Origin of the sequence: Devosia sp. LjRoot16 (assembly GCF_964252795.1) — a bacterium.
Lineage (GTDB): Bacteria > Pseudomonadota > Alphaproteobacteria > Rhizobiales > Devosiaceae > Devosia_A.
Genome location: NZ_CAXUPH020000001.1, coordinates 894380 through 919502 on the forward strand (window position 1 = coordinate 894380; position 25123 = coordinate 919502).

General features: G+C 66.0%; 28 protein-coding genes. 17 read left to right on the forward strand and 11 right to left on the reverse strand.

Translation table 11 applies throughout. The features are described 5' to 3' along the window. Window positions 1–6 precede the first annotated feature (6 nt). Complete coding sequence (locus ACSQ23_RS04235; protein WP_436089814.1) at window positions 7–1296, forward strand: O-antigen ligase family protein; 1290 nt, start codon at window positions 7–9, stop codon at window positions 1294–1296. 242 nt (window positions 1297–1538) lie between these two features. Here the strand turns inward: ACSQ23_RS04235 and ACSQ23_RS04240 are convergent, their stop codons facing one another. Beyond that, on the reverse strand, window positions 1539–2567 hold the full coding sequence (locus ACSQ23_RS04240) for an aldo/keto reductase (protein ID WP_436089815.1): 1029 nt from the start codon (window positions 2565–2567) through the stop codon (window positions 1539–1541). Window positions 2568–2687: 120 nt separating this feature from the next. On the opposite strand from ACSQ23_RS04240, the gene trhO reads away from it, so the two are divergent. The 3 genes from trhO (at window position 2688) to ACSQ23_RS04255 (ending at window position 6349) form a co-directional block, all read left to right on the forward strand. Beyond that, window positions 2688–3683 carry an oxygen-dependent tRNA uridine(34) hydroxylase TrhO gene (trhO, locus tag ACSQ23_RS04245; RefSeq protein WP_436089816.1) on the forward strand — a complete coding sequence of 332 codons (996 nt, stop codon included), beginning with the start codon at window positions 2688–2690 and terminating at the stop codon, window positions 3681–3683. Window positions 3684–3901: 218 nt separating this feature from the next. Beyond that, complete coding sequence (locus tag ACSQ23_RS04250; protein ID WP_436089817.1) at window positions 3902–4837, forward strand: LysR family transcriptional regulator; 936 nt, start codon at window positions 3902–3904, stop codon at window positions 4835–4837. A gap of 186 nt (window positions 4838–5023) precedes the next feature. Further along, entirely contained in the window at window positions 5024–6349 is a 1326-nt protein-coding gene (locus ACSQ23_RS04255) for a phenylacetate--CoA ligase family protein (RefSeq protein WP_436089818.1), read from the forward strand. Window positions 6350–6392: 43 nt separating this feature from the next. On the opposite strand, the gene ACSQ23_RS04260 is transcribed toward ACSQ23_RS04255, so the two are convergent. Beyond that, window positions 6393–7304, reverse strand: a complete 912-nt coding sequence (locus ACSQ23_RS04260; RefSeq protein WP_436089819.1) for a hypothetical protein — start codon at window positions 7302–7304, stop codon at window positions 6393–6395. 183 nt (window positions 7305–7487) lie between these two features. Here ACSQ23_RS04260 and ACSQ23_RS04265 point away from each other — a divergent pair, with 183 nt between their 5' ends. The 4 genes from ACSQ23_RS04265 (at window position 7488) to ACSQ23_RS04280 (ending at window position 11306) form a co-directional block, all read left to right on the forward strand. Continuing rightward, on the forward strand, window positions 7488–9110 hold the full coding sequence (locus ACSQ23_RS04265) for a GMC family oxidoreductase (RefSeq protein WP_436089820.1): 1623 nt from the start codon (window positions 7488–7490) through the stop codon (window positions 9108–9110). Continuing rightward, window positions 9107–9550 (forward strand): GyrI-like domain-containing protein, encoded by a 444-nt coding sequence (locus tag ACSQ23_RS04270; protein WP_436089821.1) that lies wholly within the window; start codon window positions 9107–9109, stop codon window positions 9548–9550. Before ACSQ23_RS04265 ends, ACSQ23_RS04270 begins: the two co-directional genes overlap by 4 nt. 68 nt (window positions 9551–9618) lie before the next feature. Next, complete coding sequence (locus ACSQ23_RS04275) at window positions 9619–10254, forward strand: FMN-binding negative transcriptional regulator (RefSeq protein ID WP_436089822.1); 636 nt, start codon at window positions 9619–9621, stop codon at window positions 10252–10254. Between the two features lie 158 nt (window positions 10255–10412). Next, window positions 10413–11306: a lipid kinase gene (locus ACSQ23_RS04280; protein ID WP_436089823.1), complete on the forward strand. Its 894-nt coding sequence runs from the start codon at window positions 10413–10415 to the stop codon at window positions 11304–11306. 263 nt (window positions 11307–11569) lie between these two features. Here the strand turns inward: ACSQ23_RS04280 and ACSQ23_RS04285 are convergent, their stop codons facing one another. Beyond that, a complete protein-coding gene (locus ACSQ23_RS04285; protein ID WP_436089824.1) occupies window positions 11570–12130 on the reverse strand; it encodes a TetR/AcrR family transcriptional regulator in 561 nt (186 codons plus the stop codon). Between the two features lie 133 nt (window positions 12131–12263). Between ACSQ23_RS04285 and ACSQ23_RS04290 the strand changes: the two genes are divergently transcribed. Genes ACSQ23_RS04290 through ACSQ23_RS04300 form a run of 3 tightly spaced genes read left to right on the forward strand, consistent with a single transcriptional unit; the run spans window position 12264 to window position 13012 of the window. After that, a complete protein-coding gene (locus tag ACSQ23_RS04290; protein ID WP_436089825.1) occupies window positions 12264–12398 on the forward strand; it encodes a hypothetical protein in 135 nt (44 codons plus the stop codon). Window positions 12399–12408: 10 nt separating this feature from the next. Then, on the forward strand, window positions 12409–12828 hold the full coding sequence (locus ACSQ23_RS04295; RefSeq protein WP_436089826.1) for a DUF6463 family protein: 420 nt from the start codon (window positions 12409–12411) through the stop codon (window positions 12826–12828). Window positions 12829–12877: 49 nt separating this feature from the next. Continuing rightward, window positions 12878–13012, forward strand: a complete 135-nt coding sequence (locus ACSQ23_RS04300; RefSeq protein ID WP_257720954.1) for a hypothetical protein — start codon at window positions 12878–12880, stop codon at window positions 13010–13012. Window positions 13013–13259: 247 nt separating this feature from the next. Here ACSQ23_RS04300 and mbfA read toward each other — a convergent pair whose 3' ends face one another. Next, the gene (mbfA, locus tag ACSQ23_RS04305; protein ID WP_436089827.1) at window positions 13260–14243 is read right to left on the reverse strand and encodes an iron exporter MbfA; all 984 of its coding nucleotides are present in this window, start codon (window positions 14241–14243) and stop codon (window positions 13260–13262) included. Window positions 14244–14419: 176 nt separating this feature from the next. Here mbfA and ACSQ23_RS04310 point away from each other — a divergent pair, with 176 nt between their 5' ends. Then, window positions 14420–15274: an outer membrane protein assembly factor BamB family protein gene (locus tag ACSQ23_RS04310; RefSeq protein WP_436089828.1), complete on the forward strand. Its 855-nt coding sequence runs from the start codon at window positions 14420–14422 to the stop codon at window positions 15272–15274. A gap of 276 nt (window positions 15275–15550) precedes the next feature. Here the strand turns inward: ACSQ23_RS04310 and ACSQ23_RS04315 are convergent, their stop codons facing one another. After that, window positions 15551–16468, reverse strand: coding sequence for a LysR substrate-binding domain-containing protein (locus ACSQ23_RS04315; RefSeq protein ID WP_436089829.1), 918 nt, complete (start codon window positions 16466–16468; stop codon window positions 15551–15553). A 97-nt stretch (window positions 16469–16565) separates the two neighbouring features. Between ACSQ23_RS04315 and ACSQ23_RS04320 the strand changes: the two genes are divergently transcribed. After that, window positions 16566–16724 carry a hypothetical protein gene (locus ACSQ23_RS04320; protein WP_436089830.1) on the forward strand — a complete coding sequence of 53 codons (159 nt, stop codon included), beginning with the start codon at window positions 16566–16568 and terminating at the stop codon, window positions 16722–16724. Between the two features lie 177 nt (window positions 16725–16901). Here ACSQ23_RS04320 and ACSQ23_RS04325 read toward each other — a convergent pair whose 3' ends face one another. Beyond that, window positions 16902–18065: a THUMP domain-containing class I SAM-dependent RNA methyltransferase gene (locus tag ACSQ23_RS04325; RefSeq protein WP_436089831.1), complete on the reverse strand. Its 1164-nt coding sequence runs from the start codon at window positions 18063–18065 to the stop codon at window positions 16902–16904. A gap of 96 nt (window positions 18066–18161) precedes the next feature. Here ACSQ23_RS04325 and ACSQ23_RS04330 point away from each other — a divergent pair, with 96 nt between their 5' ends. Both ACSQ23_RS04330 and ACSQ23_RS04335 read left to right on the forward strand, forming a co-directional pair. Further along, entirely contained in the window at window positions 18162–18302 is a 141-nt protein-coding gene (locus tag ACSQ23_RS04330) for a hypothetical protein (RefSeq protein ID WP_156387204.1), read from the forward strand. Between the two features lie 7 nt (window positions 18303–18309). After that, on the forward strand, window positions 18310–18819 hold the full coding sequence (locus ACSQ23_RS04335; protein WP_436089832.1) for an N-acetyltransferase family protein: 510 nt from the start codon (window positions 18310–18312) through the stop codon (window positions 18817–18819). Window positions 18820–19046: 227 nt separating this feature from the next. Here the strand turns inward: ACSQ23_RS04335 and ACSQ23_RS04340 are convergent, their stop codons facing one another. Further along, on the reverse strand, window positions 19047–19697 hold the full coding sequence (locus ACSQ23_RS04340) for a TetR/AcrR family transcriptional regulator (RefSeq protein ID WP_436089833.1): 651 nt from the start codon (window positions 19695–19697) through the stop codon (window positions 19047–19049). Between the two features lie 79 nt (window positions 19698–19776). Here ACSQ23_RS04340 and ACSQ23_RS04345 point away from each other — a divergent pair, with 79 nt between their 5' ends. Further along, window positions 19777–20253 carry an anthrone oxygenase family protein gene (locus tag ACSQ23_RS04345; RefSeq protein ID WP_436089834.1) on the forward strand — a complete coding sequence of 159 codons (477 nt, stop codon included), beginning with the start codon at window positions 19777–19779 and terminating at the stop codon, window positions 20251–20253. A gap of 2 nt (window positions 20254–20255) precedes the next feature. Here ACSQ23_RS04345 and ACSQ23_RS04350 read toward each other — a convergent pair whose 3' ends face one another. The 4 genes from ACSQ23_RS04350 to ACSQ23_RS04365 all read right to left on the reverse strand — a co-directional run bounded on the left by ACSQ23_RS04350 (window position 20256) and on the right by ACSQ23_RS04365 (window position 23043). Next, the gene (locus ACSQ23_RS04350) at window positions 20256–21095 is read right to left on the reverse strand and encodes an extensin-like domain-containing protein (protein WP_436089835.1); all 840 of its coding nucleotides are present in this window, start codon (window positions 21093–21095) and stop codon (window positions 20256–20258) included. A gap of 25 nt (window positions 21096–21120) precedes the next feature. Further along, window positions 21121–21597 carry a DUF1203 domain-containing protein gene (locus ACSQ23_RS04355; RefSeq protein ID WP_436089836.1) on the reverse strand — a complete coding sequence of 159 codons (477 nt, stop codon included), beginning with the start codon at window positions 21595–21597 and terminating at the stop codon, window positions 21121–21123. Between the two features lie 232 nt (window positions 21598–21829). Then, entirely contained in the window at window positions 21830–22297 is a 468-nt protein-coding gene (locus tag ACSQ23_RS04360; RefSeq protein ID WP_436089837.1) for a hypothetical protein, read from the reverse strand. 110 nt (window positions 22298–22407) lie between these two features. Further along, window positions 22408–23043, reverse strand: a complete 636-nt coding sequence (locus ACSQ23_RS04365) for a DUF4389 domain-containing protein (RefSeq protein ID WP_436089838.1) — start codon at window positions 23041–23043, stop codon at window positions 22408–22410. Between the two features lie 208 nt (window positions 23044–23251). Here ACSQ23_RS04365 and lepA point away from each other — a divergent pair, with 208 nt between their 5' ends. Beyond that, window positions 23252–25057, forward strand: coding sequence for a translation elongation factor 4 (gene lepA / locus ACSQ23_RS04370; protein WP_436089839.1), 1806 nt, complete (start codon window positions 23252–23254; stop codon window positions 25055–25057). Window positions 25058–25123 lie beyond the last annotated feature (66 nt).

Sequence of the window (25123 nt, forward strand, 5' to 3'; positions counted from 1 at the left end):
GAGCACATGCGGATCGACGACAAGGTCGAGGCAATCAGCCGGGTAGCGCCGGAACTCCTGGCGATCACCGAGCTGCCACTGGCACCGGCGACGCCGCGTTTCGAGACGCTGCTGCGGCGCGCCGTGCTGGTCACGGCGATCGGCCTGTCGTCGATTCTTGGCTACCTCACCGCGCACGCGCTGTTCTTCCTGTTCGGCGCGGTGCTCGTCTATTTCATCGTGACACAGCGAGCCGTCCGGCTGCGCTTCGAGCTGCCGGACAAACTGTTCATTGCCGCCTTTACCCTGCTGTTCGTCAGTGCCGTTGCGACGGCGAAGCAGCCGGCCGACCTGGTGCCGGTGCTGGGCTTTTCCACCATGCTGCTCTATGCACCGCTCGCGACGTTGTTCCGCCGCGCCGCGGGGGCCAGCAACTCCCGCAAGGTCGCCGATTTCGCGCTCTTCGGCACCGCCGCGGGGATGCTGCTGGCGGTGTTCTATACCTACGTGCTTGGCGCCGAACGCGCCGGCATGGGCTCAGCGATCACCGATCCGATCCGGCTCTCCAACACAGCACTGATCATCGGCTTTTTCGCCATGATCGGCGCCGCGGCTTCGTCGGGCCGGCAGCGCTTCATCTACCTGTTGGGCCCGCTGATGGCGCTGGTGGTGATCTTTGCTTCCGGCTCACGCGCGGCGCTGGTCGCCTTCCCGATCCTGCTGTTCGTCGGTGCGGTGCTGCTGGTGGAGCACAAGGCCAAGGCATTAGCGATCAGCCTGTTGCTGCTTGTCGGCTTCGGCATTGTTGCCTATGTCGCCGACCTGGTGGGCGCCCGCTCGTCGTCCGCAATGTTCGACGCGCTGTCGATGCTGGCGGGCGGCGAAGACCCGGCAGATCTGGGCACTGATGTTCGCTTCATCCTCTATCGCGCCGGGGTGGCGGCGTATCTCGACGCGCCGATCTTCGGGCATGGCTGGGGCCAGCTGATGCAATCGATCGTGCCGCATCTTGCACCCGAAAACCTGGTGCATGCCCGCCTGCCGCATCTGCACGACGACGCGCTGAACTTTGGCGTCGCCGCCGGCGTGCTCGGCCTCGCCACCTATCTGGTGCTGCTGGTGCTGCCGATCGTGTCGTGCCTGTTCTCGCCGCGCGATAGCCAGTATCGAACCCGGCTTTATGGCTGCAGCCTGCTGGCGGTGAGCTATTTCGTGCTCGGGTTGCCCGACACGATGCTGAGCTTCCCCATGCACAACGCGCTCTACGTCGTGCTGACGGCGATGCTGCTGAACTACTGCCGGGACGAGCGGGCGTGAGACCTGCCACAATCACCGGTCACATCTCCCCCTTGGCGGGGGAGAAAGCGAAAACTTGGGCTTAGCACAGCTAAGTCCTTAGTTTTCGCAAGAGAGGGGGGCGTGAGGAGCCACCGTGCCCTCCACGATCCCCTCTCTTGCGATTTCTAGGACTTAGCAAACGCTAAGCCCAAGAAATCGCTTTCTCTCCCGCAAGGGGAGAGATGGCCGAGAGATCGAGCAAGTGGCCCTTCGTCGCCCGACTACCGCCCCGGCCGGCTGTCGATCAGGCCGCCTTTGGCGGCGGCGTCGATCGCGGCGATTTCCTCGGCCGAGAGCTCGAGGTTGTCGAGTACGCCGAGGCAATCCTTGAGCTGTTCGAGGGTGCGGATGCCGATCAGCGCGGAGGTCACTTCCTGCTTCCGCAGCACCCAGGCGAGCGCCAGCTGGACCATGGTTTGCTTGCGCGCCCGGGCAATCTCGCCGAGCTTGTCGACGGCCTCGAGGATGCGCGGCTCCAGCCGGTTTGCCGAGAGCGAGTAGTTTTCCGAGGCGCGGGTGCCGGAAAGGTCGCCCTTCAGGGTGTTGTACTTGCCCGACAGGATGCCCTGCTGCAGCGGCGAGAAGGCGATGATGCCGACGCCCAGTTCGTCGCAGGCGGCCATGGTGCCGTCTTCCTCGATCCAGCGGTTGAGGATCGAGTAGTTGGGCTGGTGGATCAGGCAGGGCACGCCCATGTCCTTCAAAATCCGCACCGCCTCGCGGGTCTGCTTTTCCGGATACATCGAGATGCCGACATAGAGCGCCTTGCCCTGCCGATGCAGCTGCGCCAGCGCCCCCATCGTCTCTTCGAGCGGCGTCTCGGAGTCGTAGCGGTGCGAGTAGAAGATATCGAAATACTCGATCCCCATGCGCTTCAGGCTCTGATCGGCCGAGGCGAGGATGTACTTGCGCGAGCCGCGGTCACCGTACGGCCCATCCCACATGGTCCAGCCGGCCTTGGACGAAATGATCATCTCGTCGCGGTAGGGGCGGAAATCGCGCGCCATCACGTCGCCGAACAGCTCTTCGGCAGCGCCCGGCGGGGGGCCGTAATTGTTGGCGAGGTCGAAATGGGTGACGCCCTTGTCGAAAGCGTAGCTCAGCATTTCGAAGGCGCTGGGATAGTCGCGCGTGCCACCGAAATTCTGCCACAGCCCCAGGCTGATCACCGGCAGCTTCAGCCCGGAACGCCCGGTGTAGCGATACTGCATGCCGCCGCCATAGCGAGCGTCGCTGGCCCGATAGGTCATTTCATTCCTCCGAATTTGCTTGATTGTCGCGCTTCCGAACCGGAAAACCGCGGGACACTTTTCCTGGAAACGCTCCGGCCGATTTGCTCGTTGCAGCCGCCGGATGCTACACCCGCCGCGATGTCCGAGCTTTTAGAAACCGCCGCCAATCTGTCCGAACGCCTGAACCGTTTCAAGGTGCTGGCCCTCTACAAGTTTGCGGATTTCAAAGATTGTGCTGCGCTGCAGCCGGAGCTGGCGCTGTTCTGCTGCGCCCGCGGGATCCGCGGCACCTTCATCCTGGCGCCGGAGGGGATCAACGGCACGGTTGCCGGCACGCCCACCGCGATCGACGAGCTGACGGCCTGGTTCGAGACCGCCCCGCTCTGGGCCGGCCGGCTCGCCGGCGCCGAGGCCAAATTCTCCAGCGCGACCGAAATGCCGTTCCTCAGGATGAAAGTACGGCTGAAGCCCGAAATCGTGACGCTGCGGGCGCCCGAAGCCGACCCCAGCAAGCTCGTCGGCAACTATGTCGAGGCCCGCGACTGGAACCGGCTGATCAGCCGTAACGATGTGACGCTGATCGATACCCGGAACGATTATGAAGTGAAGCTCGGCAGCTTCGCCAATGCCCGCGATCCGGCGACGCAGAGCTTTACCGAGTTCAAGGATTACGTGGCGAAACTCGATCCGGCCCAGCATCCGAAAGTCGCGATGTTCTGCACCGGCGGCATCCGCTGCGAGAAGGCCTCGGCCTACATGCTGTCGCAGGGTTTTAAGGAAGTGTTCCACCTGAAGGGCGGCATTCTCAAATATCTCGAGACCGTCCCAGAGGCCGAAAGCCGCTTCAACGGCGAGTGCTTCGTGTTCGACGAGCGCGTTTCGGTGGTGCAGGGGTTAGCTGAAGGCGAAGCGGTGCTGTGTCGCGCCTGCCGCAACCCAATGCTGCCGGAGGAAGCCGTCGGCTCGCTCTGCCAGGAATGTGCCGAAGCGGCCCCGGCTGGCGCCACTGAGCGCGAGCGGCAGATGGAACTGGCGCGGGCGCGGGGCGAGGCGCATCTGGGGGACGACGCGGCGGCAGCGGCGGCGCGCAACAAGGCGGCGAAGCTGGCTCGGCGGAAGCAGTCGGTCGACTGAAGCGAGAAACATCCGGGCTCCGCACACCCCCACCCATCCTCCCCCGTCAAGGGGGAGGTGCCGCATCCAGCTTGGGGCACGATCCTGCCAACGCCCAGGATATTGGTCAGCCTTGCTGACGTATTCTGTTGACATTCGCCGATGGCCGTTATCAGCATGTCCAATGTAAAAGCCTCGTCCGAGGCCCCAGGGTGCAACCTCCATAAGCGTCGCCTATCATGGACCTCGACCAGATCAGAACCTTCGACCGGATCGCGCAGGATCTGAGCTTCACCAAAGCCGCGGCCAAGCTCAACGTCACGCAGGCGACAGTGTCGATGCGGATGCGGGCGCTCGAGGACCTGTTGGGCGTGCCGCTGTTCCATCGCGGCCGCAATATCGCGCTCACCGACCAGGGCATGACGTTTCTGCCCTACGCGCGCCGCATCCTGCAGGCGGCGCAGGAGGCCAAGGAAGCGCTGCGCCGGGTGGAGCGCGGCCGGGTCTCCATCGGCTCGCTGCGTAGCCTCGTGTCGCCGCTGGTCACCGAGTCGCTGCTGCGCTTCCAGCAGAAATATCCGTCGGTCGACGTGGTGATCCACGAGGGCCGGCAGAGCCAGATCGCCGCCATGCTGCGCGAGCGTGATGTCGAACTCGGGATCCTCTGCTGGCCCAACCTCGATCCGCTGGTCACCGACCTGGTGCCGTTGTTGGTGCTGCGCGAGCGGGTGCCGATGGTGACGACGCCGCAGATCGCCGCCGAACTGGGGCTCGAACCCCGGATCGAGGACGTGCTGAAGCGGGTGCCGCGACTGATCTCGATCAACTGGTGGCAGGTCTATCCTGACGCGGCGCTGGCGCTGTTCCGGCGCGCCGCGGTGTCGGTGGAGCTGCCCACCGGGCCGGCGCGGCAGATCGCCATCCGCGGCGAAGGCGTCGGCTTCTTCGTCTATTCCGCCGTCGCCGACGACATCGCCGCCGGCCGCCTCACCGAGATCACGCCCATCGATGTCGACCCGGTGCATCGCGACATCGCCATGGTGGTGCGCAACGCCGCGGTGCTCGACCGCGAGATGCTGCGCGACTTCGCCACCGAGATCGCCGAGGAGTGCCGGAAGAACGGCACCATCCTCGAAACGACGCTGCTGCCGCCAACCGCGGCGAACGCGGCTTAGGCTGGCCTCGGAGTGCTTGGCGCCCCTCACCCCAGCCCTCTCCCCAGAGGGGCGAGGGGGCGATGTGGCACGGGCGGTGCAAAGTGCGTCCCCTCGCCCCTCTGGGGAGAGGGTCAGGGTGAGGGGCGCCAAGCGCACCGCCGGACCACGCTTGCCCCCGTCGCACGGCTCGGCTTTAGTCCACCGATGGCCCAGGCGCGCGACTTGCAGCACGAGTTCTACGACATGCTGATGGAGAGCCAGTATTGGCTCCCCGAAACCATGCTCAATTACCAGCGCAGCCAGCTGGCGCAACTGCTGCGACATGCGCGCGCCAATGTGCCGTTCTACGAGAAGCGCCTCGATCCGGTGTTCACCGCCACCGGCGATATCGACTGGGGGCGGTGGGAAGAAATCCCCATCGTAACACGCCACGATATGAGCGCTCATCGCGCCGCGATGCTGGCGCTCGAAGTGCCGCTGGGACACGGTCAGTCCAGCACGGTTGCCAGCTCCGGCTCGACCGGCGAGCCGGTCCAAATCACCAGCAACCGGCTTACTTTTCTCACAAGCAACGCCAATCGATGGCGGGCCCAGCGATGGCACGATCTAGACTGGTCGGCGGCATACACTGCGCGCATCGGATCCGACGCCCGCTCAGTCTATCCGCACGGACTAACGCGCGGACGCTGGGGCCCTTCGTGGGACGCGGCAGCGCAACTCGGGCAGGCGTTCGAGTTGCACAGCGACGCCACCATGCGGGAGAACCTGGAGTTCATCAGGCGCACGGGCTCGCGCTATTATTCCACCGGACCCAAGACCCTGCATGTACTGGCACTCGAAGCCGAGCGGCTCGGCCTTGAGCTCAAGCTGCACTATGTGCTCGCCCAAGGTGGGCACATGGACGACGAGGACAAGGCTGCGTGCCGGCGGGTATTCGGAGCCAGATCGCTCGAGCTCTACAGCTCCAAGGAGGGCGGTCCGATCGCCTATCCCTGCGACCATGGTACGGGCATGCACGTCAACTCTGAGAGCGTGCTGGTGGAGATCGTCGACGAAGCGGGCCACGCAGTGGCCCCCGGTGCCAGTGGCCGCGTCATCATCACGCCCTTCGTCAGTACCGCCCAGCCGCTCATCCGCTACGAGCAAGGCGACATCGCTCGCTTCGGCCCACCCTGCACATGCGGACGCCACCTGCCGGTGCTGGCGGCGATCGAAGGACGGTCCATCGCTATTTTCAGCCATCCCGACGGTCGGCAGATCGCAACCATGTTGGGCAGTGGTGCGCGCACGGCGTTGAACTGCAGCTTCTGGCAGATCGCCCAGGTGGGGCCGTTGCAGTTCGAGGTCCGTTATGTGCCGCGCGACGGGTCAGTGGTAGCGGACGAGGCCTCAGCCAGGTCGGCATTCCACGCCGCTTTCTTCCCGGATGCGGAAGTCCGATTTGTACCCGTCCGCGAGATCCCGCTTACCGCTGCAGGCAAGTATATCGAGTACATAAACGAATGGGCGCGGACACCGCCGCGCCCATAGCACTGAACTTGCTGAAGCCTACCAGCCCGCCGCGGCGGCTGAATCAACTCTCATTATTATACTCGCAGACCCATTCGCCTTCGACGAGTTGCCATGACTCGTTCTCGGAAGGGCACGGCTCATCCGGCGGCCCATCCGGCTCCGCCGTGAGCAGATCCCCGGCGGCGCTGAACAGGTCCAGCGCGCGGTTCGGCGGGTCGTCCTGGCGGTGGCGGTCGATGAGGCTCTTGTCGGGATCGCCGAGGTAGCCCTTGATGCCGACGCGGAAGCTGTAGGCGCCGGTATCGTAGGCGCGCACTTCGCCCACGCCCGAAAGCGGGAAGCCGAGGCCGCTGAACTGGTATTCGGTGGCGAGCTTGAGCGATTCACGCCCGAGGATCGAGGCGGCGCCGAGGCTGAGGCGCCAGTCATCGGTCGGATACCAGGCCACATCGCCGATAGCGAAGAAGCCGTTCTCGTCGGGCATCGCGATGTTGTCATAGTCGATCGCCGCCCAGCCGGCCCAGCCCTCGAGGCTGATCCGGTCGAGATAGAGTTCCGCTTCGGGACCGATCGCGACGAGCCGCGCGCCATCGGCGACAACCACGCCGGCGGTGACGCCGAGCAGATAGGACGAGGGGTCGCGGGTGAAAGCGTGCAACGCCCCACCGAACGACCAGCTGTCATCGATATTGCCGATGGCGACGTCACCCTGGACGCCGAAGCGCTCGCCGATCGGCACCGATAGTGAGCCGGCGGCGCGGAAGGTGGCGCTCTCCGGATCGGTGATGCCGCCGAAATCCAGCTCCAGCTTGCCGTTGATCGCAGAAACCGCCGGCAGCACCAGATCGACATACTGATCTTCGACCGGCTCCGGCGAGGTGAGGATCAGGTCGGCGGCAGATGCCGCAAAACCGAACGGAATCGAAAACACGCTGGCAAGCAGCGCTGCTTTAGTCACGCGCAAAACTGACATGGTCCGCCCTCAACAACTGGGCGAAAGACTTGCACCACAACAGAATTCTGGCAAGCCGAGTCCGCGGTTTATTGAGAGATTTGAACGACCCCGTTGCCGAATTGCTGCAACAGCTCAAGACGATGGCAGCCTATCCAACACTCCGCCGGGCGGCTAAAACGGGCGCGTTGCAAGGGATTCCACATGGCCGAACGGAGCTTCGATTTCATCATCTGCGGCGGCGGCTCGGCGGCGTCGGTCGCAGCGATGCGGCTGGTCAAGGAGTTCGGCTATTCGGTGCTGATCATCGAGCGCGGGCCGCGCTCGACCAACCGGATCATGGCGATGCCGGCCGGCTACATGAAGTACTTGGCGCAGGACACTTTCCTCGAAATGCACAAGACGGTGCCGCAGCCGCAACTGGGCGGCCGGGCGCCGATCGTGCCGGTGGCGAAGGCACTGGGCGGCGGCAGCGCCGTCAACGCCATGGTCTATATGCGCGGCCAGAAGGAAGACTATGACGGCTGGGCCGCCGGGCTCGGCAATGCCGAAGAGTGGAGCTATGCGGATATGCTGGGGCATTTCCGCGGGCTGGAGCGCAACACCCGCTTCAATAACCAGTTCCACGGCATTTCGGGGAACCTGCGCGTCTCCGATCCCGGCCATATCTCCGATACTACCGAGGATTTCCTGCTCGCGGCGCAGGGGCTCGGGCACCGCTACAACCCCGATTTCAACGGCGAGCGGCAGAACGGGGTGGGCATCATGCAGCACACCTACGGGCAGTGGGGCCGCTACAAGGAACGCTCGGACGGCAAGAAGGCCTTCCTCGACCCGCTGCGGCGCGACCGGCGGCTGACCATCGTCACCGAGGCGCGGGTCGACCGGATCATCATCGAGAACGGCCGCGCCGTCGGCGTCGCCTATACCCGCGATGGCGATCCGCATGAGGCACGGGCCGGGCGCGAAGTGCTGGTCGGCGCGGGCACCTACAATTCGGCGAAGCTGATGATGCTGAGCGGCATCGGGCCGGCCGACCACCTCGACGATTTCCAGATCCCGGTGATCGCCGACCTGCCCGGTGTCGGCTCGAATTTGCAGGACCACCACGAGGTCCCGGTGATCGCCACCACTAAGGGCAAGTCGGGCTATTTCGGCCAGGACAAGGGCTGGCCGATGTTCCGCAACGGCCTGCAGTATCTCTTGTTCAACTCGGGCCCGGTGACCACCACCGGCATCGAATCCTGCCTGTTCTACGATCCCGATGGCGGCGAGCGGCCGACCATCCAGCTCTATTGCGCACCGATCGTCTACCAGGACCGGGACGTGTCGAAGGCCCAGCCGACCTGGGGCGTCACCTTCACCTCATGCCTGTTGCGCCCCAAGGCGCGCGGCACAGTGCGGCTGCGTTCGGCCGACCCGGCGGCGCAGCCTTTGGTCGACTGCAACTTCTTCGGCGACCCGGAAGATCTGCGGATCACCCTCGCTTCGATGCGGCATGCGCGCCGGCTGCTCGAGACCGAACCGTTCCTCAGTAAGATCAAGGAAGAGATCCTGCCGGGCAAGGACGTGACCGACCTCGCCGGCATGACCCGCTTTGCCCAGGAGACGGTGAAGACCAATTACCACCCCTCGGGCTCACTGAAGATGGGGCGCGATGACGATCCGATGGCGGTGGTCGATGCGCGGCTCAGGGTGCGCGGCGTCGAGGGCCTGCGGGTCATCGACTGCTCGATCATTCCGGCCATTCCGTCGGCCAATACCAATGCCGCCGCCATGGCGATCGGGAGCAAGGCGGCGAGCCTGATCGCTGAGGATTATCGATGATCGAGACCGTCGAACTGCCGGAGATGCAAGCCATCGGCGTGCTGGTCGAGGCGCACTGGAACGACTTGCCCAAAGCCATCCCGGCCGCTTGGACCCGGCTGTTCGAGACCGATACCGGCGCCAGCTCGTTTCTCGAGGTATCGATCTCGCGCGACAACGGGATCTACCGCGAGCTGGTCGGCTACCTCGCGGCGAAGAAAACCGAGGTGCCCGACGGCATGGTGCGGATCGTCATCCCGGCGCAGCGCTACCTCAGGATCGTGCACGACGGCCCGCTGGTCGAGATCGCCGCCGGCTTCGAGAAGCTCTACGCGCATGCGGCTGTGGCCGGGCTGAAGGCCACCGATTACAAACTCGATTTCGGCTACCTGCCCGGCCTGCCGGCCGGGCGGCACGAGCTGCACGTGGCGCTCGAACCGGAGCCGCTGCGCCTCGGCTGAAACGCTGTTCACTGCGAGTTCAGGGCTGCTCCGCCAAGAGCCCTGCCGATCTGAAGAGGGATACGCCCATGTACCAGCCACCAGCCTTCCGCGAGACCGACCTCGAAACGCAGCAGGCGTTCATCGCCGCGCACCCGCTCGGGCTGCTGATCTCGGCCGGCGAGGGGCTGCTGGCCAACCCGATTCCGTTCCTGCTCTACGCTGCAGAAGGCCCGCTAGGGACGCTGCGCTGCCACATGTCGCGGGCCAATCCGCAATGGAAAGCGCTGGGCCAGAGCCCTGACGTGCTCGTGGTGTTCCAGGGCACCGAGCACTACATCACGCCCAGCTGGTATCCGCAGAAGGCGGTCGACGGCAAAGTCGTGCCGACCTGGAACTATGCCATCGTCCAGGCCCGCGGCACGGCCCGGGTGATCGAGGATGCCGCGTGGCTGCATGCCAATGTCTCGGCGCTGACGGCGCAGCACGAAGGCAGCCGGCAGAAGCCATGGGCGGTGTCGGACGCCCCGGACGCCTACATCGCCAGCCAGCTCAAGGGCATTGTCGGTATCGAGATCGAGATCGCCGCCATCGACGCCAAGTTCAAGGCCAGCCAGAACCGGCCCGAGCTTGACCGGGTCGGCGTGGCGCACGGTCTCGCGGCGGAAACCGACGCCGAAGCGCCGGCGATGCGCGAGTTGGTGAAGGCGCGCGGCGGCATCTAGCCTCGATCGTTCGCCCCTAGATTGCGTAGTTTGTTCCACCCACTCGGGGTCGGGGGGAGGTGAGGACGGTGGCAACCCATCGGCGGCGGCATCTGGCCGCTCTTGCGGTTTCATGGCTGCGCCTCCATCTACGGCCGTTCGCAACGTGAGCCCTGCCTATGAGCCTTCCCGCGCGCCGTCGGGCGCTGATGCTGGTCAATCCCAATGCCCGGCGCGGTACCGAGAGCCTCGATCCGATTGTTAACCGGCTGGAAGCCGGCGGCATCGACGTGGCGATCGAGCGGTTCAGCTCGCCGGGTGAAGTGGCGGCCGACATCGTCAGGCGCCGGCACGAGGCCGACCTCGCCATCGTCTGCGGTGGCGACGGTACCATCAACGCGGCGGCCAATGGCGTGGTCGCGGCGGGGCTGCCAATGGGCATCCTGCCGATGGGCACGGCCAACGACCTGGCCCGCACGCTCGAGATCCCGACGCAGCTCGACCTCGCCGCCGACATCATCATCGCCGGCAACCAGCGCCGGGTCGACCTGGGTGACGTCAACGGCCACCCGTTCTTCAATGTCGCGACCATCGGGCTCGGCGCCGACCTCGCCATGGGCCTGACGGCCGAGACCAAGCGGCGCTGGGGCCGGCTCGGCTATGCGATCGGGGCGCTAAAAGTGCTGATGCAGGCGCGGCCGTTCAGCGCCACCATCATCAACCGCGAAGGCACCTCGCATGTCAAAACCTACCAGATCGCGGTGGGCAATGGCCGGCACTATGGCGGCGGCACGGTGATCGAGCAGGATGCCAGCATCGAGGACGGCACACTCGACCTCTACAGCCTCGAGATCGACAATGTCTGGAAGCTGGCGCTGATGCTCAGCGCCTTCCGCTCCGGCACGCATGGCGCCTGGGAAGAAGTGCGCACCGCCCGCTGCGTCGAGTTCGACATCCGCACCAGGAAGCCGCGCCCGGTCAATCTCGACGGCGACATCGTCACCCAGACCCCGGCACATTTCCGCATCCGCCCGGGTGCGATCACGGTGTTCGCACCGCCGGCGGGGGGCTGATTGCCCACCCGCTGACTTGGCAGTCGGGACGCCCTCTCCCGCTTGCGGGGGAGGGGGAACCGTCCGAAAGGACGGTGGGAGGGGGGAGCCGCAAACGCCGGCTCTGCCCCATCCGCTCACTGCCGGTGAGGGAAGCATGACCCACTTTCAACGCGTGGGTGAGCAAGCGGGAAGATCGCTGGGCACCCCCCTCCCACCACGCTTTCGCGTGGTCTCCCCTCCCCCGCAAGCGGGAGAGGGCGGCCGACTGAAGGTCCGGCGCGCTAGTCCACTGCCAGCCGCAGCAGTGCCGCGAGGGCGTCGCCGGTCGCCGAGGGCGAAGCGTAGCGGTGGGCGGCGTAGTAGCCGAGCAGCGCCAAATACAGCCCTTCGGCGCGGCGCTGCGCCACGTCCAGGGCATGTCCCGCCAGCAGCAGCTCGCCCTTGAGATAGTCGACGCGGCGGGCGTCGATCAGGCGCACCCGCGCCGCCGTCGCCTCGTCCTGCCCGGCCCAGGCGCGGATGGCGCCTTCGACTGCCGAGACCTCGGCGCCATGCACGTCGAACTGCACGGCTTCCTCGAGCACCGCATCGAGCCGCGCGGCCGGCGTGTGCAGGTGCGCCGCGGCGGCGATGACCTGCTCGGTGCCTTCGTCTTCCCACAGCGTCAGCAGCGCATCGAGCAGGTCGGCGCGATCGCGGAAGTGCCAGTAGAATGAGCCCTTCGAAGTCTTGAGCTGCCGCGCCAGCGCTTCGACCCGCACCCCGTCGACACCCGCCGCGCCGAGCGCCACGGTGGCGGCAACGGTCCAATCCATGCGGTTGAGGCTCTCGGCTTTGCTCACGTCATTCTCCTGCCGCCAAATCTTCTGACCGCGACCTGCCGTCGCATCCATACGCTACCGTATGGACAGGCGTCGAGGGTGCCGATACATACGGCACCGTATGGTCGCCTGCAATACACTGGAGGGATCCAAGATGAGCGCACCTCAAACAGCCAAGGCCGAGGCCCGAGCGGGATGGCGGCTCGCCGTCTGCGGCATCCGCATCGAATGCGGCGCGCTGCGCCTCGCCGCCATCTTCATCGCGGCGCTGCCGCGCTCGAAAGCCTGAGGAGGTTCGGATGCTGAAATGGGCCGGATGGACGATGATCGGGATGAGCGTGCTGCACCTGATCGTGCTCGGCATGGACGCCATCGCGCTGCTGCCGGCATGGCTGTCGGGGCACCTGTGGACGCTCGAACACTGGCAGCCGGTCGTGACGCAAAGCCCCGACATGGCGGCCAATGGCGCGGTGTTCCACGCCACGCTCGGCAGCTTCGCGCTGCCGATGCTGGTGTTTGGCGCGCTGGTGCTGTGGATGGATCGGCGCGGCCTCGTGCCGCCGGCCTTTGTCGGCTGGGGCATCGGCGCCTGGGCGCTGCTGGCCGGGCTGGTGATGGCGCCGAGCGGCTATCCGCTCGGGCTCATTCCGGCGGTGCTGCTGGTGCTGGCGGCGCGTTCCGGCGTGAGCAGTTCCGCCTCACGGCGGAGAGTGCTATGATCGCTGAGCCGGCGCCCTCGGCCCCGGCAACGATCACGGGAGGCCGCCTATGCAGGGTATCCGCCACGAAAACGTCGATCACGGACTCGAAACCCAGCACGAACTGCACTTGCTGCCATGGCCATTCCTGGTCGGGCTGTTCGCCGTGCTGGTGCTCGTGGTGTTCTTCGTCGTCGCCAACTGAGCGACGACCATAGCCGCCGGCCCGGGATGAGAGGCTGCTGAGGTAACTTGAGAGCCGCGATGAGCGGTGACGTTTATCTGTGTGCTGCGAGGGAGATAACCTGTTGAATCTCCTCCCCACCGGCTGTCATCCCAGCGAAAGCTGGGACCCAACTCACCACTGGCTCGGGCTGCGAAATGGATCCCAGCTTTCGCTGGGATGACATCCGAGTAGATGGCTCAAGTCGTGTCCAGCTTGAGCGCCCAGCCTAAGCACTGCCAATAATTATCCCCGCCGCAAAGACCAGCGCCCCGCCGACCACCACCTGCAAGGCGGCGCGCCAGAACGGGGTCTGCATGTAGCGGTTCTGGATGAAGGCGATGGCCCAGAGCTCGATCACCACCACGGCGACGGCGACGCCGGTCGCGGTCCAGAAATGCGGGATCAGGTAGGGCATGGCATGGCCCAGGCCACCCAGCGTGGTCATGGCGCCGGTGACGACGCCGCGGGTGATGGGTGAGCCACGGCCGGTAAGCTTGCCGTCATCGGCGGCCGCTTCGGTAAAGCCCATCGAAATGCCGGCGCCCACGGCGGCGGCGAGGCCGACGAGGAAGGTCGACCAGGTATTGCCGGTGGCAAAGGCCGCGGCGAACACCGGCGCCAGTGTCGATACCGAGCCATCCATCAGCCCGGCGAGGCCGGGCTGCACATAGGTCAGAAGGAACTGCCGGTGCTCCTCGCTCTTTTCGGCGGCCCGCTCCTCGACGCCGAGCGCCTGCTCTTCGAGTTTGCCGGCCAGGTTGGCGTGCTCACGCTCCTCCACCGCGAGGTCGCCGAGCAGCTTCCGCACTTCGACATCCGTCGTTCGGCCGGCGGCCTCGGTGTAGAAGCGCGACGCCGCCGCCTCCATCTCGAAGGCCAGCTGGCGTACCGCTTCGAGGCTCATGGTTTCCATCAGCCAGACGGGCTTGCGCTCAATGAAGCCACGCACGTGCTCGCGCCGGATCGGCACGAGGCGCGAACCGAACTTTTCCACATAGAGGTCGAGCAGCCGGCGCCGGTGCCCGTCTTCCTCGGCTGCCATGCCCTCGAACACTTTTGCCGTCGCCGGGTAGCGCGAGGCGAAGCGCTCGGCGATTTCGGCGTAGATGGCGCCATCCTCTTCTTCGGCGGCAACCGCCAGGGAGAGGATCTCGCGTTCGTCGAGCGAGAGGAAATCCCGCCGATGCGGGTGGAGAAGTCGTGCAAACATAGCGCTCTAGCCATTCAGTTTAGAATTATTCTAAGCATGAACAACGAGTCCGACAACCCCCGGTCATGCCTTTCGCTGATATCGAGCAAAGGCCGAACCTTGTTCGAGTGCGCATAGGCTCGCGCCGCCGGCACGCCTGCGGAGGCCGGCCAAAATCGATAATCGGAGGAAGACCCATGTTTTTGCGATTGAGCCTCGCCATCGGCCTCGTTGCGGCCGCCACCCTTGGCGCCTCAGCTCAGAGCGCCACCGAGAGCTGGCGGCTGGGCGGGCTGAAAATGCCGGAATCGGTGATTTTCGACACAGCCAACAACCGGCTGATCGTCACCAACATGGTGACCTTCGGGCCCGATGGCGGCGCCGACGGGTACCTCTCCATCGTCTCGCCGGATGGCAAGCTCGTCACCGAGCAGTGGACCACTGGTCTCACCGACCCCAAGGGCATGGCGATCGTCGGCGACAGCCTGTTCGTCGCCGACAGCAATGGGCTGGTCGAGATCAAGCTGAGCGACGGCTCGATCGTCACCACCCACGCGCTCGAGGGTGCGATGTTCCCCAATGACGTCACCAGCGACGGCGCCGATGTCTATGTCAGCGACCTGATGGGCTCGGCGATCTACAAGCTCGCCGGCGGCACAGTGGAGAAGTGGCTGGCCGACGAGAAGCTCGCCACCCCGAACGGGTTGTTCATCGACGGCAAGACGCTGATCGTCGGCTCGATGGGCACCGGCATGAAGCCCGATTTCACGTTCGACAGCAAAGGCGGGCTGCAGGCAGTGGACCTCGCCACCAAAGCCATCACGCCGCTGACGGGCGCCATGGAAGTGGCCCTCACCGACGGCGTCGCCCGGCTCGGCGACAGCCTGGTGTTCGACGACAACCCGGCTGGTACCATCCTCAGCTATGCCGACGACAAGGTGACGACGCTGACCACGCTGGCGCCGGGGGCGGCGGATTTATGGGTCGAAGGGAAGGTGGTCTATGTGCCGCTGACGCAGACTGGGGAGTTGGTGGCTTTGACGGTGGAGTAACGCGGCGCTTCGTGTTCGCTGCTCCCCCCTCCCCTGCCCCGGCCATTCGAGCGTAGCTCTCATGGCCTTCTCCCCTAAAATCGCTCCACTGGAGCGATTTTGCCTTCGGCCGGATCGAAGCCCGCAAAGGGGGAGGGTGCCGGCCGGTGCTTGTGGCCAGGATCGTGCGCAGAACTCGATACCCACCTCCCCCTTGACGGGGGAGGCTAGCGAAGCTGGTCGCGAAGCGACTTAGCGTAGCTCGGAGGGGGTGCGCGGAGGCACGGTGTCGCCCCCCTACCCCTCCCGCCGCTTCACCTGCGCCACATAGCCCTCGGCTGAATCCGGCACCTCGGCGCGCAGCCATTCGCGGAACAGCCGGACCTTTTTCGGCTCGCGGCGGCCTTCGGCGACGATCAGCCAGTAGCCGAGGTCGCTTTCGACCGAGGTGGCGAAGGGGCGGACCAGGCGGCCGTCGCTGACCGCGTCGGCGGACATCATATCCACCGCCATCAGCACGCCCTGCTCCGAGATCGCGGCGTCGAAGGCCAGAGCCGGGTCGTCGTAGCGCGGGCCGGTGAGTTCGATCGGTTCGGCCCCGACGGACGCGAACCACGGCTCCCAGGGCAGCATAGAGGAAGTGTCGCGGATCAGCGGCACACGCGCGAGATCGGCCGGCGTGTGCAGCAGTTTCTCCATCGATGGCGCCGCCACCGGGCTGTAGCGCGACCCGCCGACCAGCTCGGCCTTCAGCCCCGGCCAGTTGCCGCGGCCGAAGCGGATGCCGAAATCGATGTCGGAGTGGACGAGATCGATCATCGTGCCGGTCACCACCAGCCGCACTTCGATTTCGGGGTGCAGCTTGTTGAACTTGGCGATGCGCCAGATCAGCCAGCGCGAGGCAAAGACGCTGCCGACGGTGAGCGTCAGCACCTTCTCGTCACCCGGCTTGAGGTTGCCCACCGCATCGGCCAGCGCGGTGAAACCGCTGGTCAGCTGCGGCAGGATCTGGCGCAAGGCCGCAGTCGGACGCAGGCCCTGCGGGGTGCGCTCGAACAGCTCGAGCCCCAGCCGCTCCTCGGCCCGGCGCAGATGCTGGCTGACGGCGCCCGGCGTCACCCCGAGTTCCTCGGCGGCTGGGGCAAGCGCACCGCGGCGCGCCACGATCTCGATGGCGCGGATGGCATTGAGCGGAATGGGGAACGGGCTCGGCATATAGTTTTTCTATACCCCTCGCAAATTCTTGTCGATTGGCGCGCGTAGCCTCACAGCACATATTGGGCCGTACACCGCACCCAAGGAGGGCTTCAAAATGTACAACCTGTTCAGTGAACTGCGCCTCTGGCTGGCGCGACTGTTCGAGATCGACGGCGATGAGACGGGCGACGACCCGCTGAGCTGCATGAGCGCGCGCGAGCTGGCGGATCTGCCGGTGTATCACCCGCGGTTTGACGACTGCATCAGGGCTTAAGGGGGGCGCGAAAGCGCTGAAGCGCCGGCGCGGGCTGACCCCCACCCCTGTCCCCTCCCCGCAAGGGGGAGGGAGACCCTCACACCAGCATCTCAGTTTGCGTCTCCCTCCCCCTTGCGGGGAGGGATCAAGGGTGGGGGTCAGCTCGCGCCGGCGACTGGGCATTTCCCACGCCGCCTAAGCCAGCACATCCGTGCGATACAGCGTCACCCGCAGCCCGCCATGCAGCACTGGAGCGCCATTCGGCAGGAACGGCAGCGCTGTCGCTCGGGCCAGCCCAACCTCGGTGGTGATCAGGCCGACGCGCCAGCCGGAGAAGCGTTCGCGTAGTACGCTGCCTAAACTGCGGTAGAGCGGGCCGAGCGAGGCGCTTTCGCCGATGCGGGTGCCGAAGGGTGGGTTGACGATCACGAGGCCGGGCGGCCCCGGCGGGCGTTCGAGCTCGCCGACCGGGAGCTGCCGGAACTCGGTCAGCGCGGAAACGCCGGCGCGCTCGGCATTGGCCTTGCTCATCTCGATGGCGCCGGCATCGCGGTCGCTGCCATAGAACCGCACCGTCGGCTCACGGCGCACGGTCGAGCGCAATGTTTCCCACCCGGCGCGATCGAAGCTTGCCAGCTGTTCGAAGGCGAACGTCCGTGAGCGGCCCGCTTGCAGGCCGGCGGCGATCTCGGCCGCCTCGATGACGAAGGTGCCGGAGCCGCACATCGGGTCGAGCACCGGCTCGTCGCCGGTAAAGCCGCACTGGCTGAGGAACAGCGCCGCCATGGTCTCGCGCATCGGCGCGCGGTTCACCGCTTCCTTGTGGCCGCGCTTGTGCAGCAGCTCGCCGGAAGTGTCGACGCTGATAGTGACGAGATCATCCTCGATCCGCGCCATGACGGTGAGCGGCGCCTTGTCGAGCACCGGGGCGCCCAGTTCCTCGCGGATGGCGGTGGCGACGCGCTGCGCGGCAGCACCGGCGTGGTAGATTTTCGATTTCCGGCAGCTGGCCTCGACCGCCACCGGCACGTCGGGCCGAAGCAGCGCCGCCCAGGGCAGCTTGCGCGCCCGCTTGTCGAGCTGGGCCAGGTGCATGGCGCGGAACGTCGCGAAGCGGGCCAGCACGCGGCTGGCGCCACGCAGCTCTAGATTGGCGCGCCAGACCTCGGGCCAGCCGCCGGTGATGGTGACGCCGCCCTCGACCTGCTGGGGTTTCTCGAAGCCGAGCGCTGCAGCTTCGGCGCGCAGGGCTGCCTCGAGCCCGGGAGTGGCGACGAGGAAAATCTCGAACGGCGCGTTCGGATCGAACTCACGCGGCTGGGCATCAGGGAGGTGCGACATGCGGCTGCTGTAGTGCATTTCCGCCTGACAGGCCAGTTCATGGGGCGTTCAGCGGGTCACGACTAGATCGACCGCCCATGGCGCTTGGCGCCTTCCCTAGGAGGGAGAAGAAAGATGAAGATGAAAGACCTGTTCTCGAAGCTCCGTAACCGTTCGCCGAAGCCGACGACCCGCGACTGGTCCACCACCTGGACGCCGCGTGACTGGGCCGACCTGCCGACGCACCATCCGCGCCGCGAAGACGACGCGCTCTGAGCCAGCGATGAACGCCGCCGCTCCCATGGTGATCCGCCCGGCCCGGCTGGGTGATGCGCTGGCGATTGCTGCGCTGCACCACGTCGCCGTGCACCAGCTGGCAGCGCCGTTCTATCCGCACGAGGTACTGGCGCACTGGAGCCCGCCGGTGACGCTGGCCAGTGCCGAGCGGCGCTATCGCGAGACCCAGGAAGATGGCGGGTTGACGCTGGTCGCCGAACAGCACGGCACACTGGTCGGCTTCGGCGTCGTCGTGCCGGAGGCCGGCGAGATCTCAGCCTGCTACGTGGCGCCGGAAGCAACGCGCCGCGGCATCGGCCGCGCCCTGCTCGCCGCCATGGAAGCGGCGGTAAGCGCCCACGGCGTGCACGAACTCAATGTCCGCGCCTCGCTCAACGCCAAGAGTTTTTACTCCGCCTTCGGCTACCACGTCAGCGGCCGCGGCGAGTACCGCTTCGAAGACGGCACCGTGATGGTGGTCGCCTTCATGCGCAAGGACAACTCGCCGATCGTTTGAGGGGGTGTTGGTCCCGAAGCACTCCGAGGGCGGTTCTTGCCCTCAACCTTGCCCACCCGCCGGCTGTCATCCCTGCGAAAGCAGGGACCCATCCATCCACTTGCGCTGTGGCGAATTGGGTCCCAGCTTTCGCTGGGATGACACCGAGTTTGAGGGTGCTTGCGGAGCGTCGTTCGCGTGCCGGCGCTACCGCTTTGCGGCTGGACGGGCCTTTTCCTGAAAACGCCCTAGGGGGCCAGCAACAGCTGCCCCAGCGTGTGCTCGAGCCAGGCGGCGTACTGCTCCGGCGTAAAACCCTCGATCCGGGTCAGCATCAGAAACAGTTCGGGGCTGGCGAGGCGCCAGATCTGGGCCAGGGCCGCGGCCTCGCTCATGCCGTCGCGCAACGGCCCCTTGCCGGCCAGCGCCTTCGCCACCAGCGCCAGGTTCTCGCGTCGCCCGGCGTGGATGGCGTCATAGACCTTCGCCATTCCGGGGTCGGTTTCAGCCGCGACGCGCAGCACCGCCACGATCCCGGCCACCGCCGAGAGCACCTGCACGATATCGCGGGCGAACAGCCGGAGCACCTCGGCCTGGTCGTGGGCAGCTGCCACGGCTCGCGGGCCGGCCTGTTCGACCAGCGGCGTCGCCGGATCGCCACGCCGCACCGCGCTCTGCACCACCCCGAGCAGCAGTGCGGATTTGTTGCCGAACACCGCGTAGACGCTCTCCGCCGATACCCCTGCGACGCGGGCCACGGCAGCGATGGTCGTCCCCTGCCAGCCATTGGTAACGAACAGCTGGCGCGCCGCCGTGACGATGGCGCCACGCGTATCGGCGGCCTGCTGCTGGCGCAGGCGGGACTGGTATTTCCGGCGGGGTTCGGGCTGCTCGGTCAATTCGCTATGTCGCTACCATATTGACTACAGTGATACTGTATTGTAATTACAGCTCCAGCGTCGAGAGGAGCCCTATCCTATGCCTGGCCTCGGCTATCTATCCACCATCGGACAAGCGCTTTCCCTGCTGCTCGTGGGCCTGTTGGCCGGCAGTATGTACGGAATCTGGTTCGGCTACGACATTACCCGCTATTCGCCGTCCACCTTTGTCGAAGTACAGCAGGGCGCGGTGCGCGGCCTCAATACGCTGCTGCCGCTGATGGGGCTTGCGGCGATCGTCGTGGTCGTCGTCCTGGCCGTGCTGGCGCGCCAGCGGCCGACAGTGCTGATGCTCTATGGCGCCGCGGCGCTCGGCCTCGTCGCCGCCGGGCTGATCACCCGCCTCTGCAACCAGCCGATCAACGACGCGGTGATGGGCTGGTCCACCGATGCCCTTCCCCCTGATTGGGAGACGCTGCGCAACAGCTGGTGGAACTGGCATGCGGCGCGGCTCGGGGCCACCATCCTGGCGCTGCTGCTGCTGATCGCGGCGGTATTCACCGACCGCAGCGCCTGACGCTATTCACACAACCGCGCCGTGCAGCTCTTGCCGTGGCAGCCGAGATCGACATGCAGGTGGTCGTGATGCTCGGCATTGGCCTCGGGGCCGAGCACGGTGGTGAAATGGGCGCAGGCGGAATCGTGAGCGAAGCGCAGCAGCCGGCCCTCGGGTGAGAGCGCATCGGCCCAGCCGCCCTCGACGGTGACGAAGCGGCCGTCTTCGAGCTTGAAGCCGACCACGTCGAGCGCATCGGCGAAGGCGTGGAAGCTGAGGTTGCCGGTGCTGCCATTGTTGACGTTGCGGCACATGTAGGAGGTGCCAACCACCACTTCGGCGATCCGCGTATTGTCGCGCGCCAGCAGGTAGCTGTCGATCGATTCGATCCAGGCCGGCAGGGCCGAGGCGATGCCGCAATCGGTCTCGACGCCGCCCGCCACCGGCACCATCCGCCCATTGGCGAGGACACCGGTGACCGAGAGCGGCGATTGGGTGCCGCACTGCTTTTCCTCGATCGGCGGCAGCGCCTTGGCCTCGACCTTGCCGAGCAGCACAGCGGGGCACGCGGTCTGGTAGATGCGCGGCGGGGCGGTCGGCTCTGCCGGCTCGGCAACATGTTCGCCGGGCGGTAGCGGCGGGCCGATCGGGTCGGCCTTCGCCGGCGTTTCGGTGGGCTTTCCGGGCGTCTCGGCCGGCTTATCGGGCGTTGCCGCCGGACGATGCCGGGGCAGCTTTACCGCCGGTTCGGCGGAGAGTTCGGCCGGCCGGGGCTTGGGAAGCGGCACGGTCGTGTCGCCTGCCTGTTGCGCCAGGGCGGCAAAGCTCATGCTGGCGAAAAGGCAGGCGAGGATAAACCGCATCAACCCCGAACGCGGCGACCCCGCGTCAGGTTGCGCGGTCGATGCGGAGGGTGAAGCAGTTATTGGTGGCCGAGCGCATGTGGACGTAAGCGACGTCCGCGCGCTCGAGGATCGCCTCTGCTGCTGCCTCGATGCCATCGTTCCCCACTACGATCCCGGTGCCGTAGACGATCCTGTCGTCGGCGCCGTAACCGCGCAAGATGCGACCGCTGGTGCCGCGCTGCTCGCGCTCCGGCAGGCCGGCCGCGGGTTCATAGGCCGGGCAGGCCTCGGCGTGGAGGAAGATCGGCCCGAGCTCGGCATAGGGCTGCGGCGCCGGGAACGGGCGATAGGCGAGGACGAGGTAAGCCTCGCCGGCCGCGACGTTCTCGAGGCAATGCCGGCACGGCACTCCGTCGCCATCGGAGATGCGCCGCTCCGGCGCCTGGCCATTGGCGTCGGGGGCGCCGGCGCGGTAGGCGGCGGCGAGATCAGAGGGCATTCCGGAATAATGCAGGGTCATGGCGGTCTCCTTTGCTGGGGGAGACATTTGCCGGAGCTGGTGGGGGGAAGCGACCCGGTTTTGGCGGGTTGGGCCACGCTAACTTGGCACGATTGCTCCACCAACTCGATGTCATCCCAGCGAAAGCTGGGACCCATTTCTCCGCTGGTGCGGGCTGCGAGTTGGGTCCCAGCTTTCGCTGGGATGACACCGGTGGGGAGGTGAGATGGAGGCCCGCCCTTTCCCCCGCCCCCTACTCCGGCCGCCTAAACTCCATGATCCAGTTGGTCTCCCAGCTGTCGCCGCCATCGTAGGAAAAGGCCTGGCTCCAGCGGGGGGTTTCGGTGTCGGTGCCGCTCCAGTCGAACAACACTTTGACCGGCCTCTCGCCATCCATGTCGTCGCCGGCAAAGCTGCCGCGGCCGAATTCGAAGCGGCCGAACACCGGCGGCTCCAGCACGCCTTTCTCCGAATTGATCCAGTAGATCGCCCACTCGTCGCGCTCGGGGTTGTAGATCCTGAGCGTCATGCCCTTGAAGCCCTTGGTGGGGAAGTCGCTCTCATCCACCGACACCATGCCGCCAAGCAGCAGTTGCGCCGTCTCGTAAGAGGTGAAGACGTCCCACTCGGTTGAGCCGACGCCGCGGGCCTTGAGCCGCCGGTTGGTGACCACCCAGTCGCCATGGTTGAACGCAAAGCCGCGCCGAGTCTCCGAATCCATCTCATCCCTCCAGTGACGCTGCCGACCGGCCGAATCCGGCTCAGCCCAGCGTTCCGGAAGCCATGTAGCGCAGTTACCCTGCCAGGGCGTGTCAGGCTTTTATTCCCTTGCTAGCGCAGGCTGAACGGCGGGTAGACATCGGTGACGAGGAGGAACGCATAGGCCCAGACCCGGGTGGCCCAACGGCCGACGCCGACGACGAAATCGAACATGCCGCGTGGATAGGCGCCGGTGAACAGGATGGCGAACCAGGCGACGATCGTCACCAGCAGGGCGACGAGGCCGAGCACTGCCAGAACGATGTAGTGCGGGATCGCCAGCAGCCATTTGACCAGCGGCAGCCAGCGGTTGAGCTCTGCCGCCTCGGGATAGGCGACCTCGAGGTGCACGGATTGCGCGTCGACCGTCGAGGGGTACTTGTCGGTCAGCAGGAACAGATAGGCGCTGACCCGGGCGCCGAAGCGCGCCAGCTCGACGCCGAAATCGAACCACCAGCGCGGATAAAACTGCCGGAACACCAGCATCAGCACGGTAGCGAGGAACAGCCCAGCGGTGATGCCGCCGCCCGCCGATTTCACCGCGTTGCCGGCCGCATCGTAATAATAGTAGCCGCCGGTATCGGAGAGGAGGCCCAGCACGATGAGGATCGGGATCGCCCAGATCAGGCGGAAGAAGGTGGTCAGCCGGTCCATCTGGCCGGGGTAATCGACGTCGAAACGCGCTGCGTAGTCGCTGCTGTCTGCCATTTTCCGCCCCCTGCCCGCTCTGATCCAACCCCCGCGCCTCGCGGGGATCAGCGCGTGGCCGGGCTGTCCATCGCGCCGCGGGGAAGCCTAGCACGCCCGGGCGCGGCGCGGTCACGTCATCGCGGCGGGGCGATTGCTACGCATCTGCTGCTGTTAACCCCCGATAAACCATCTTTGCCCCGTCACCCGGCTCTGGTATCAGCGGCCCATGTCCGTACCGCTCGACCATATTCGCAACTTCTCCATCGTCGCCCATATCGACCATGGCAAATCGACGCTCGCCGATCGGCTGATCCAGCTCACGGGCGGCCTCGAGCTGCGCGAGATGAAGGAGCAGGTGCTCGACTCGATGGATATCGAGCGGGAGCGCGGCATCACCATCAAGGCGCAGACCGTTCGGCTGACCTACAAGCACAGCGACGGCGAGACCTATATCCTCAACCTGATTGACACGCCCGGCCATGTCGACTTCGCCTATGAAGTCAGCCGGTCGCTGGCCGCCGTCGAGGGCTCGCTGCTGGTCGTCGATGCCAGCCAGGGCGTCGAGGCGCAGACCCTCGCCAATGTCTACCACGCCATGGATGCCAACCATGAGCTGGTGACCGTGCTCAACAAGATCGACCTGCCGGCCGCCGATATCCCGCGCGTCAAGCAGCAGATCGAGGACGTGATCGGCATCGACGCCTCGGACGCAGTGGAGATTTCCGCCAAGTCGGGCCTCAACATCGACAAGGTGCTGGAAGCGATCGTCGAGCGCCTGCCGGCGCCGAAGGGCGATATCAACGCGCCGCTGAAGGCGCTGCTGGTCGACAGCTGGTACGACACTTACCTGGGCGTCGTGGTGCTGATCCGCGTCATCGATGGCACGGTGAAGAAGGGCCAGAAGATCCGGATGATGAATGCCAACGCGGCGTACGAGCTCGACCGCGTCGGTGTGTTCACCCCGAAACTGGTCGATATCGGCGAACTCGGCCCCGGCGAGATCGGCTTTTTCACCGCCTCGATCAAGGAAGTGGCCGATACCAATGTCGGCGACACCATCACCGACGATCGCCGCCCGACCGCCAGCGCCTTCCCCGGCTTCCGCCCGGCGCAACCGGTGGTGTTCTGCGGCTTGTTCCCGGTCGACGCCTCGGATTTCGAAGAGCTGCGCGCCGCCATGGGCAAGCTGCGGCTCAACGATGCGAGCTTCAGCTACGAGATGGAAACCTCGGCCGCGCTCGGCTTCGGCTTCCGCTGCGGCTTCCTCGGGCTGTTGCACCTCGAAATCATCCAGGAACGGCTGAGCCGCGAGTTCAACCTCGATCTGATCGCCACTGCGCCATCGGTGGTGTACGAGGTGCACCTCACCAATGGCGAGACGCTGCTGCTGCACAACCCGGCCGACCTGCCGGACGTGGTGCGCATCGACCACATCAGCGAGCCGTGGATCAAGGCCACCATCCTCACTCCCGATGAGTATCTCGGCTCGATCCTGAAGCTCTGCCAGGATCGGCGCGGCATCCAGCGCAACATGACCTATGTCGGCAACCGCGCCATGGTCGAGTACGACCTGCCGCTCAACGAGGTGGTGTTCGATTTCTACGATCGGCTGAAGTCGATCTCGAAGGGTTATGCCAGCTTCGACTATACGCTCGCCGATTACCGCGAGGGCGACCTGGTGAAGCTCTCGATCCTGGTCAACGCCGAGCCGGTCGACGCGCTTTCGATGCTGGTGCACCGCAATGTCGCCGAAACGCGCGGCCGCATCATGTGCGAAAAGCTCAAGGACCTGATCCCGCCGCACCTGTTCGTGATCCCGATCCAGGCCGCCATCGGCGGCAAGATCATCGCCCGCGAAACCGTCCGCGCCATGCGCAAGGATGTGACGGCGAAGTGCTATGGCGGCGACGCGACGCGTAAGCGGAAACTGCTCGAGAAGCAGAAGGCCGGTAAGAAAAAGATGCGCCAGTTCGGCAGCGTCGAAATCCCGCAGGAAGCGTTCATCAAGGCGCTGAAGATGGGGGATGAGTAGGAGGGGCAGCGTCCGTTTCGTACTGGGGGGCGGTCGCCTGAGTTATCCAACGGCTGCCTGATGGGC

Excerpts from the sequence above, each read along its gene's own strand:
- ACSQ23_RS04235 (WP_436089814.1), top strand. The coding sequence starts at position 7 with ATGCGGATCGACGACAAGGTCGAGGCAATCAGCCGGGTAGCGCCGGAA.
- ACSQ23_RS04240 (WP_436089815.1), bottom strand. The coding sequence starts at position 2,567 with ATGACCTATCGGGCCAGCGACGCTCGCTATGGCGGCGGCATGCAGTAT.
- trhO (WP_436089816.1), top strand. The coding sequence starts at position 2,688 with ATGTCCGAGCTTTTAGAAACCGCCGCCAATCTGTCCGAACGCCTGAAC.
- ACSQ23_RS04250 (WP_436089817.1), top strand. The coding sequence starts at position 3,902 with ATGGACCTCGACCAGATCAGAACCTTCGACCGGATCGCGCAGGATCTG.
- ACSQ23_RS04255 (WP_436089818.1), top strand. The coding sequence starts at position 5,024 with ATGGCCCAGGCGCGCGACTTGCAGCACGAGTTCTACGACATGCTGATG.
- ACSQ23_RS04260 (WP_436089819.1), bottom strand. The coding sequence starts at position 7,304 with ATGTCAGTTTTGCGCGTGACTAAAGCAGCGCTGCTTGCCAGCGTGTTT.
- ACSQ23_RS04265 (WP_436089820.1), top strand. The coding sequence starts at position 7,488 with ATGGCCGAACGGAGCTTCGATTTCATCATCTGCGGCGGCGGCTCGGCG.
- ACSQ23_RS04270 (WP_436089821.1), top strand. The coding sequence starts at position 9,107 with ATGATCGAGACCGTCGAACTGCCGGAGATGCAAGCCATCGGCGTGCTG.
- ACSQ23_RS04275 (WP_436089822.1), top strand. The coding sequence starts at position 9,619 with ATGTACCAGCCACCAGCCTTCCGCGAGACCGACCTCGAAACGCAGCAG.
- ACSQ23_RS04280 (WP_436089823.1), top strand. The coding sequence starts at position 10,413 with ATGAGCCTTCCCGCGCGCCGTCGGGCGCTGATGCTGGTCAATCCCAAT.
- ACSQ23_RS04290 (WP_436089825.1), top strand. The coding sequence starts at position 12,264 with ATGAGCGCACCTCAAACAGCCAAGGCCGAGGCCCGAGCGGGATGGCGG.
- ACSQ23_RS04295 (WP_436089826.1), top strand. The coding sequence starts at position 12,409 with ATGCTGAAATGGGCCGGATGGACGATGATCGGGATGAGCGTGCTGCAC.
- ACSQ23_RS04300 (WP_257720954.1), top strand. The coding sequence starts at position 12,878 with ATGCAGGGTATCCGCCACGAAAACGTCGATCACGGACTCGAAACCCAG.
- mbfA (WP_436089827.1), bottom strand. The coding sequence starts at position 14,243 with ATGTTTGCACGACTTCTCCACCCGCATCGGCGGGATTTCCTCTCGCTC.
- ACSQ23_RS04310 (WP_436089828.1), top strand. The coding sequence starts at position 14,420 with ATGTTTTTGCGATTGAGCCTCGCCATCGGCCTCGTTGCGGCCGCCACC.
- ACSQ23_RS04315 (WP_436089829.1), bottom strand. The coding sequence starts at position 16,468 with ATGCCGAGCCCGTTCCCCATTCCGCTCAATGCCATCCGCGCCATCGAG.
- ACSQ23_RS04320 (WP_436089830.1), top strand. The coding sequence starts at position 16,566 with ATGTACAACCTGTTCAGTGAACTGCGCCTCTGGCTGGCGCGACTGTTC.
- ACSQ23_RS04325 (WP_436089831.1), bottom strand. The coding sequence starts at position 18,065 with ATGCACTACAGCAGCCGCATGTCGCACCTCCCTGATGCCCAGCCGCGT.
- ACSQ23_RS04330 (WP_156387204.1), top strand. The coding sequence starts at position 18,162 with ATGAAGATGAAAGACCTGTTCTCGAAGCTCCGTAACCGTTCGCCGAAG.
- ACSQ23_RS04335 (WP_436089832.1), top strand. The coding sequence starts at position 18,310 with ATGAACGCCGCCGCTCCCATGGTGATCCGCCCGGCCCGGCTGGGTGAT.
- ACSQ23_RS04345 (WP_436089834.1), top strand. The coding sequence starts at position 19,777 with ATGCCTGGCCTCGGCTATCTATCCACCATCGGACAAGCGCTTTCCCTG.
- ACSQ23_RS04350 (WP_436089835.1), bottom strand. The coding sequence starts at position 21,095 with ATGCGGTTTATCCTCGCCTGCCTTTTCGCCAGCATGAGCTTTGCCGCC.
- ACSQ23_RS04355 (WP_436089836.1), bottom strand. The coding sequence starts at position 21,597 with ATGACCCTGCATTATTCCGGAATGCCCTCTGATCTCGCCGCCGCCTAC.
- ACSQ23_RS04360 (WP_436089837.1), bottom strand. The coding sequence starts at position 22,297 with ATGGATTCGGAGACTCGGCGCGGCTTTGCGTTCAACCATGGCGACTGG.
- ACSQ23_RS04365 (WP_436089838.1), bottom strand. The coding sequence starts at position 23,043 with ATGGCAGACAGCAGCGACTACGCAGCGCGTTTCGACGTCGATTACCCC.
- lepA (WP_436089839.1), top strand. The coding sequence starts at position 23,252 with ATGTCCGTACCGCTCGACCATATTCGCAACTTCTCCATCGTCGCCCAT.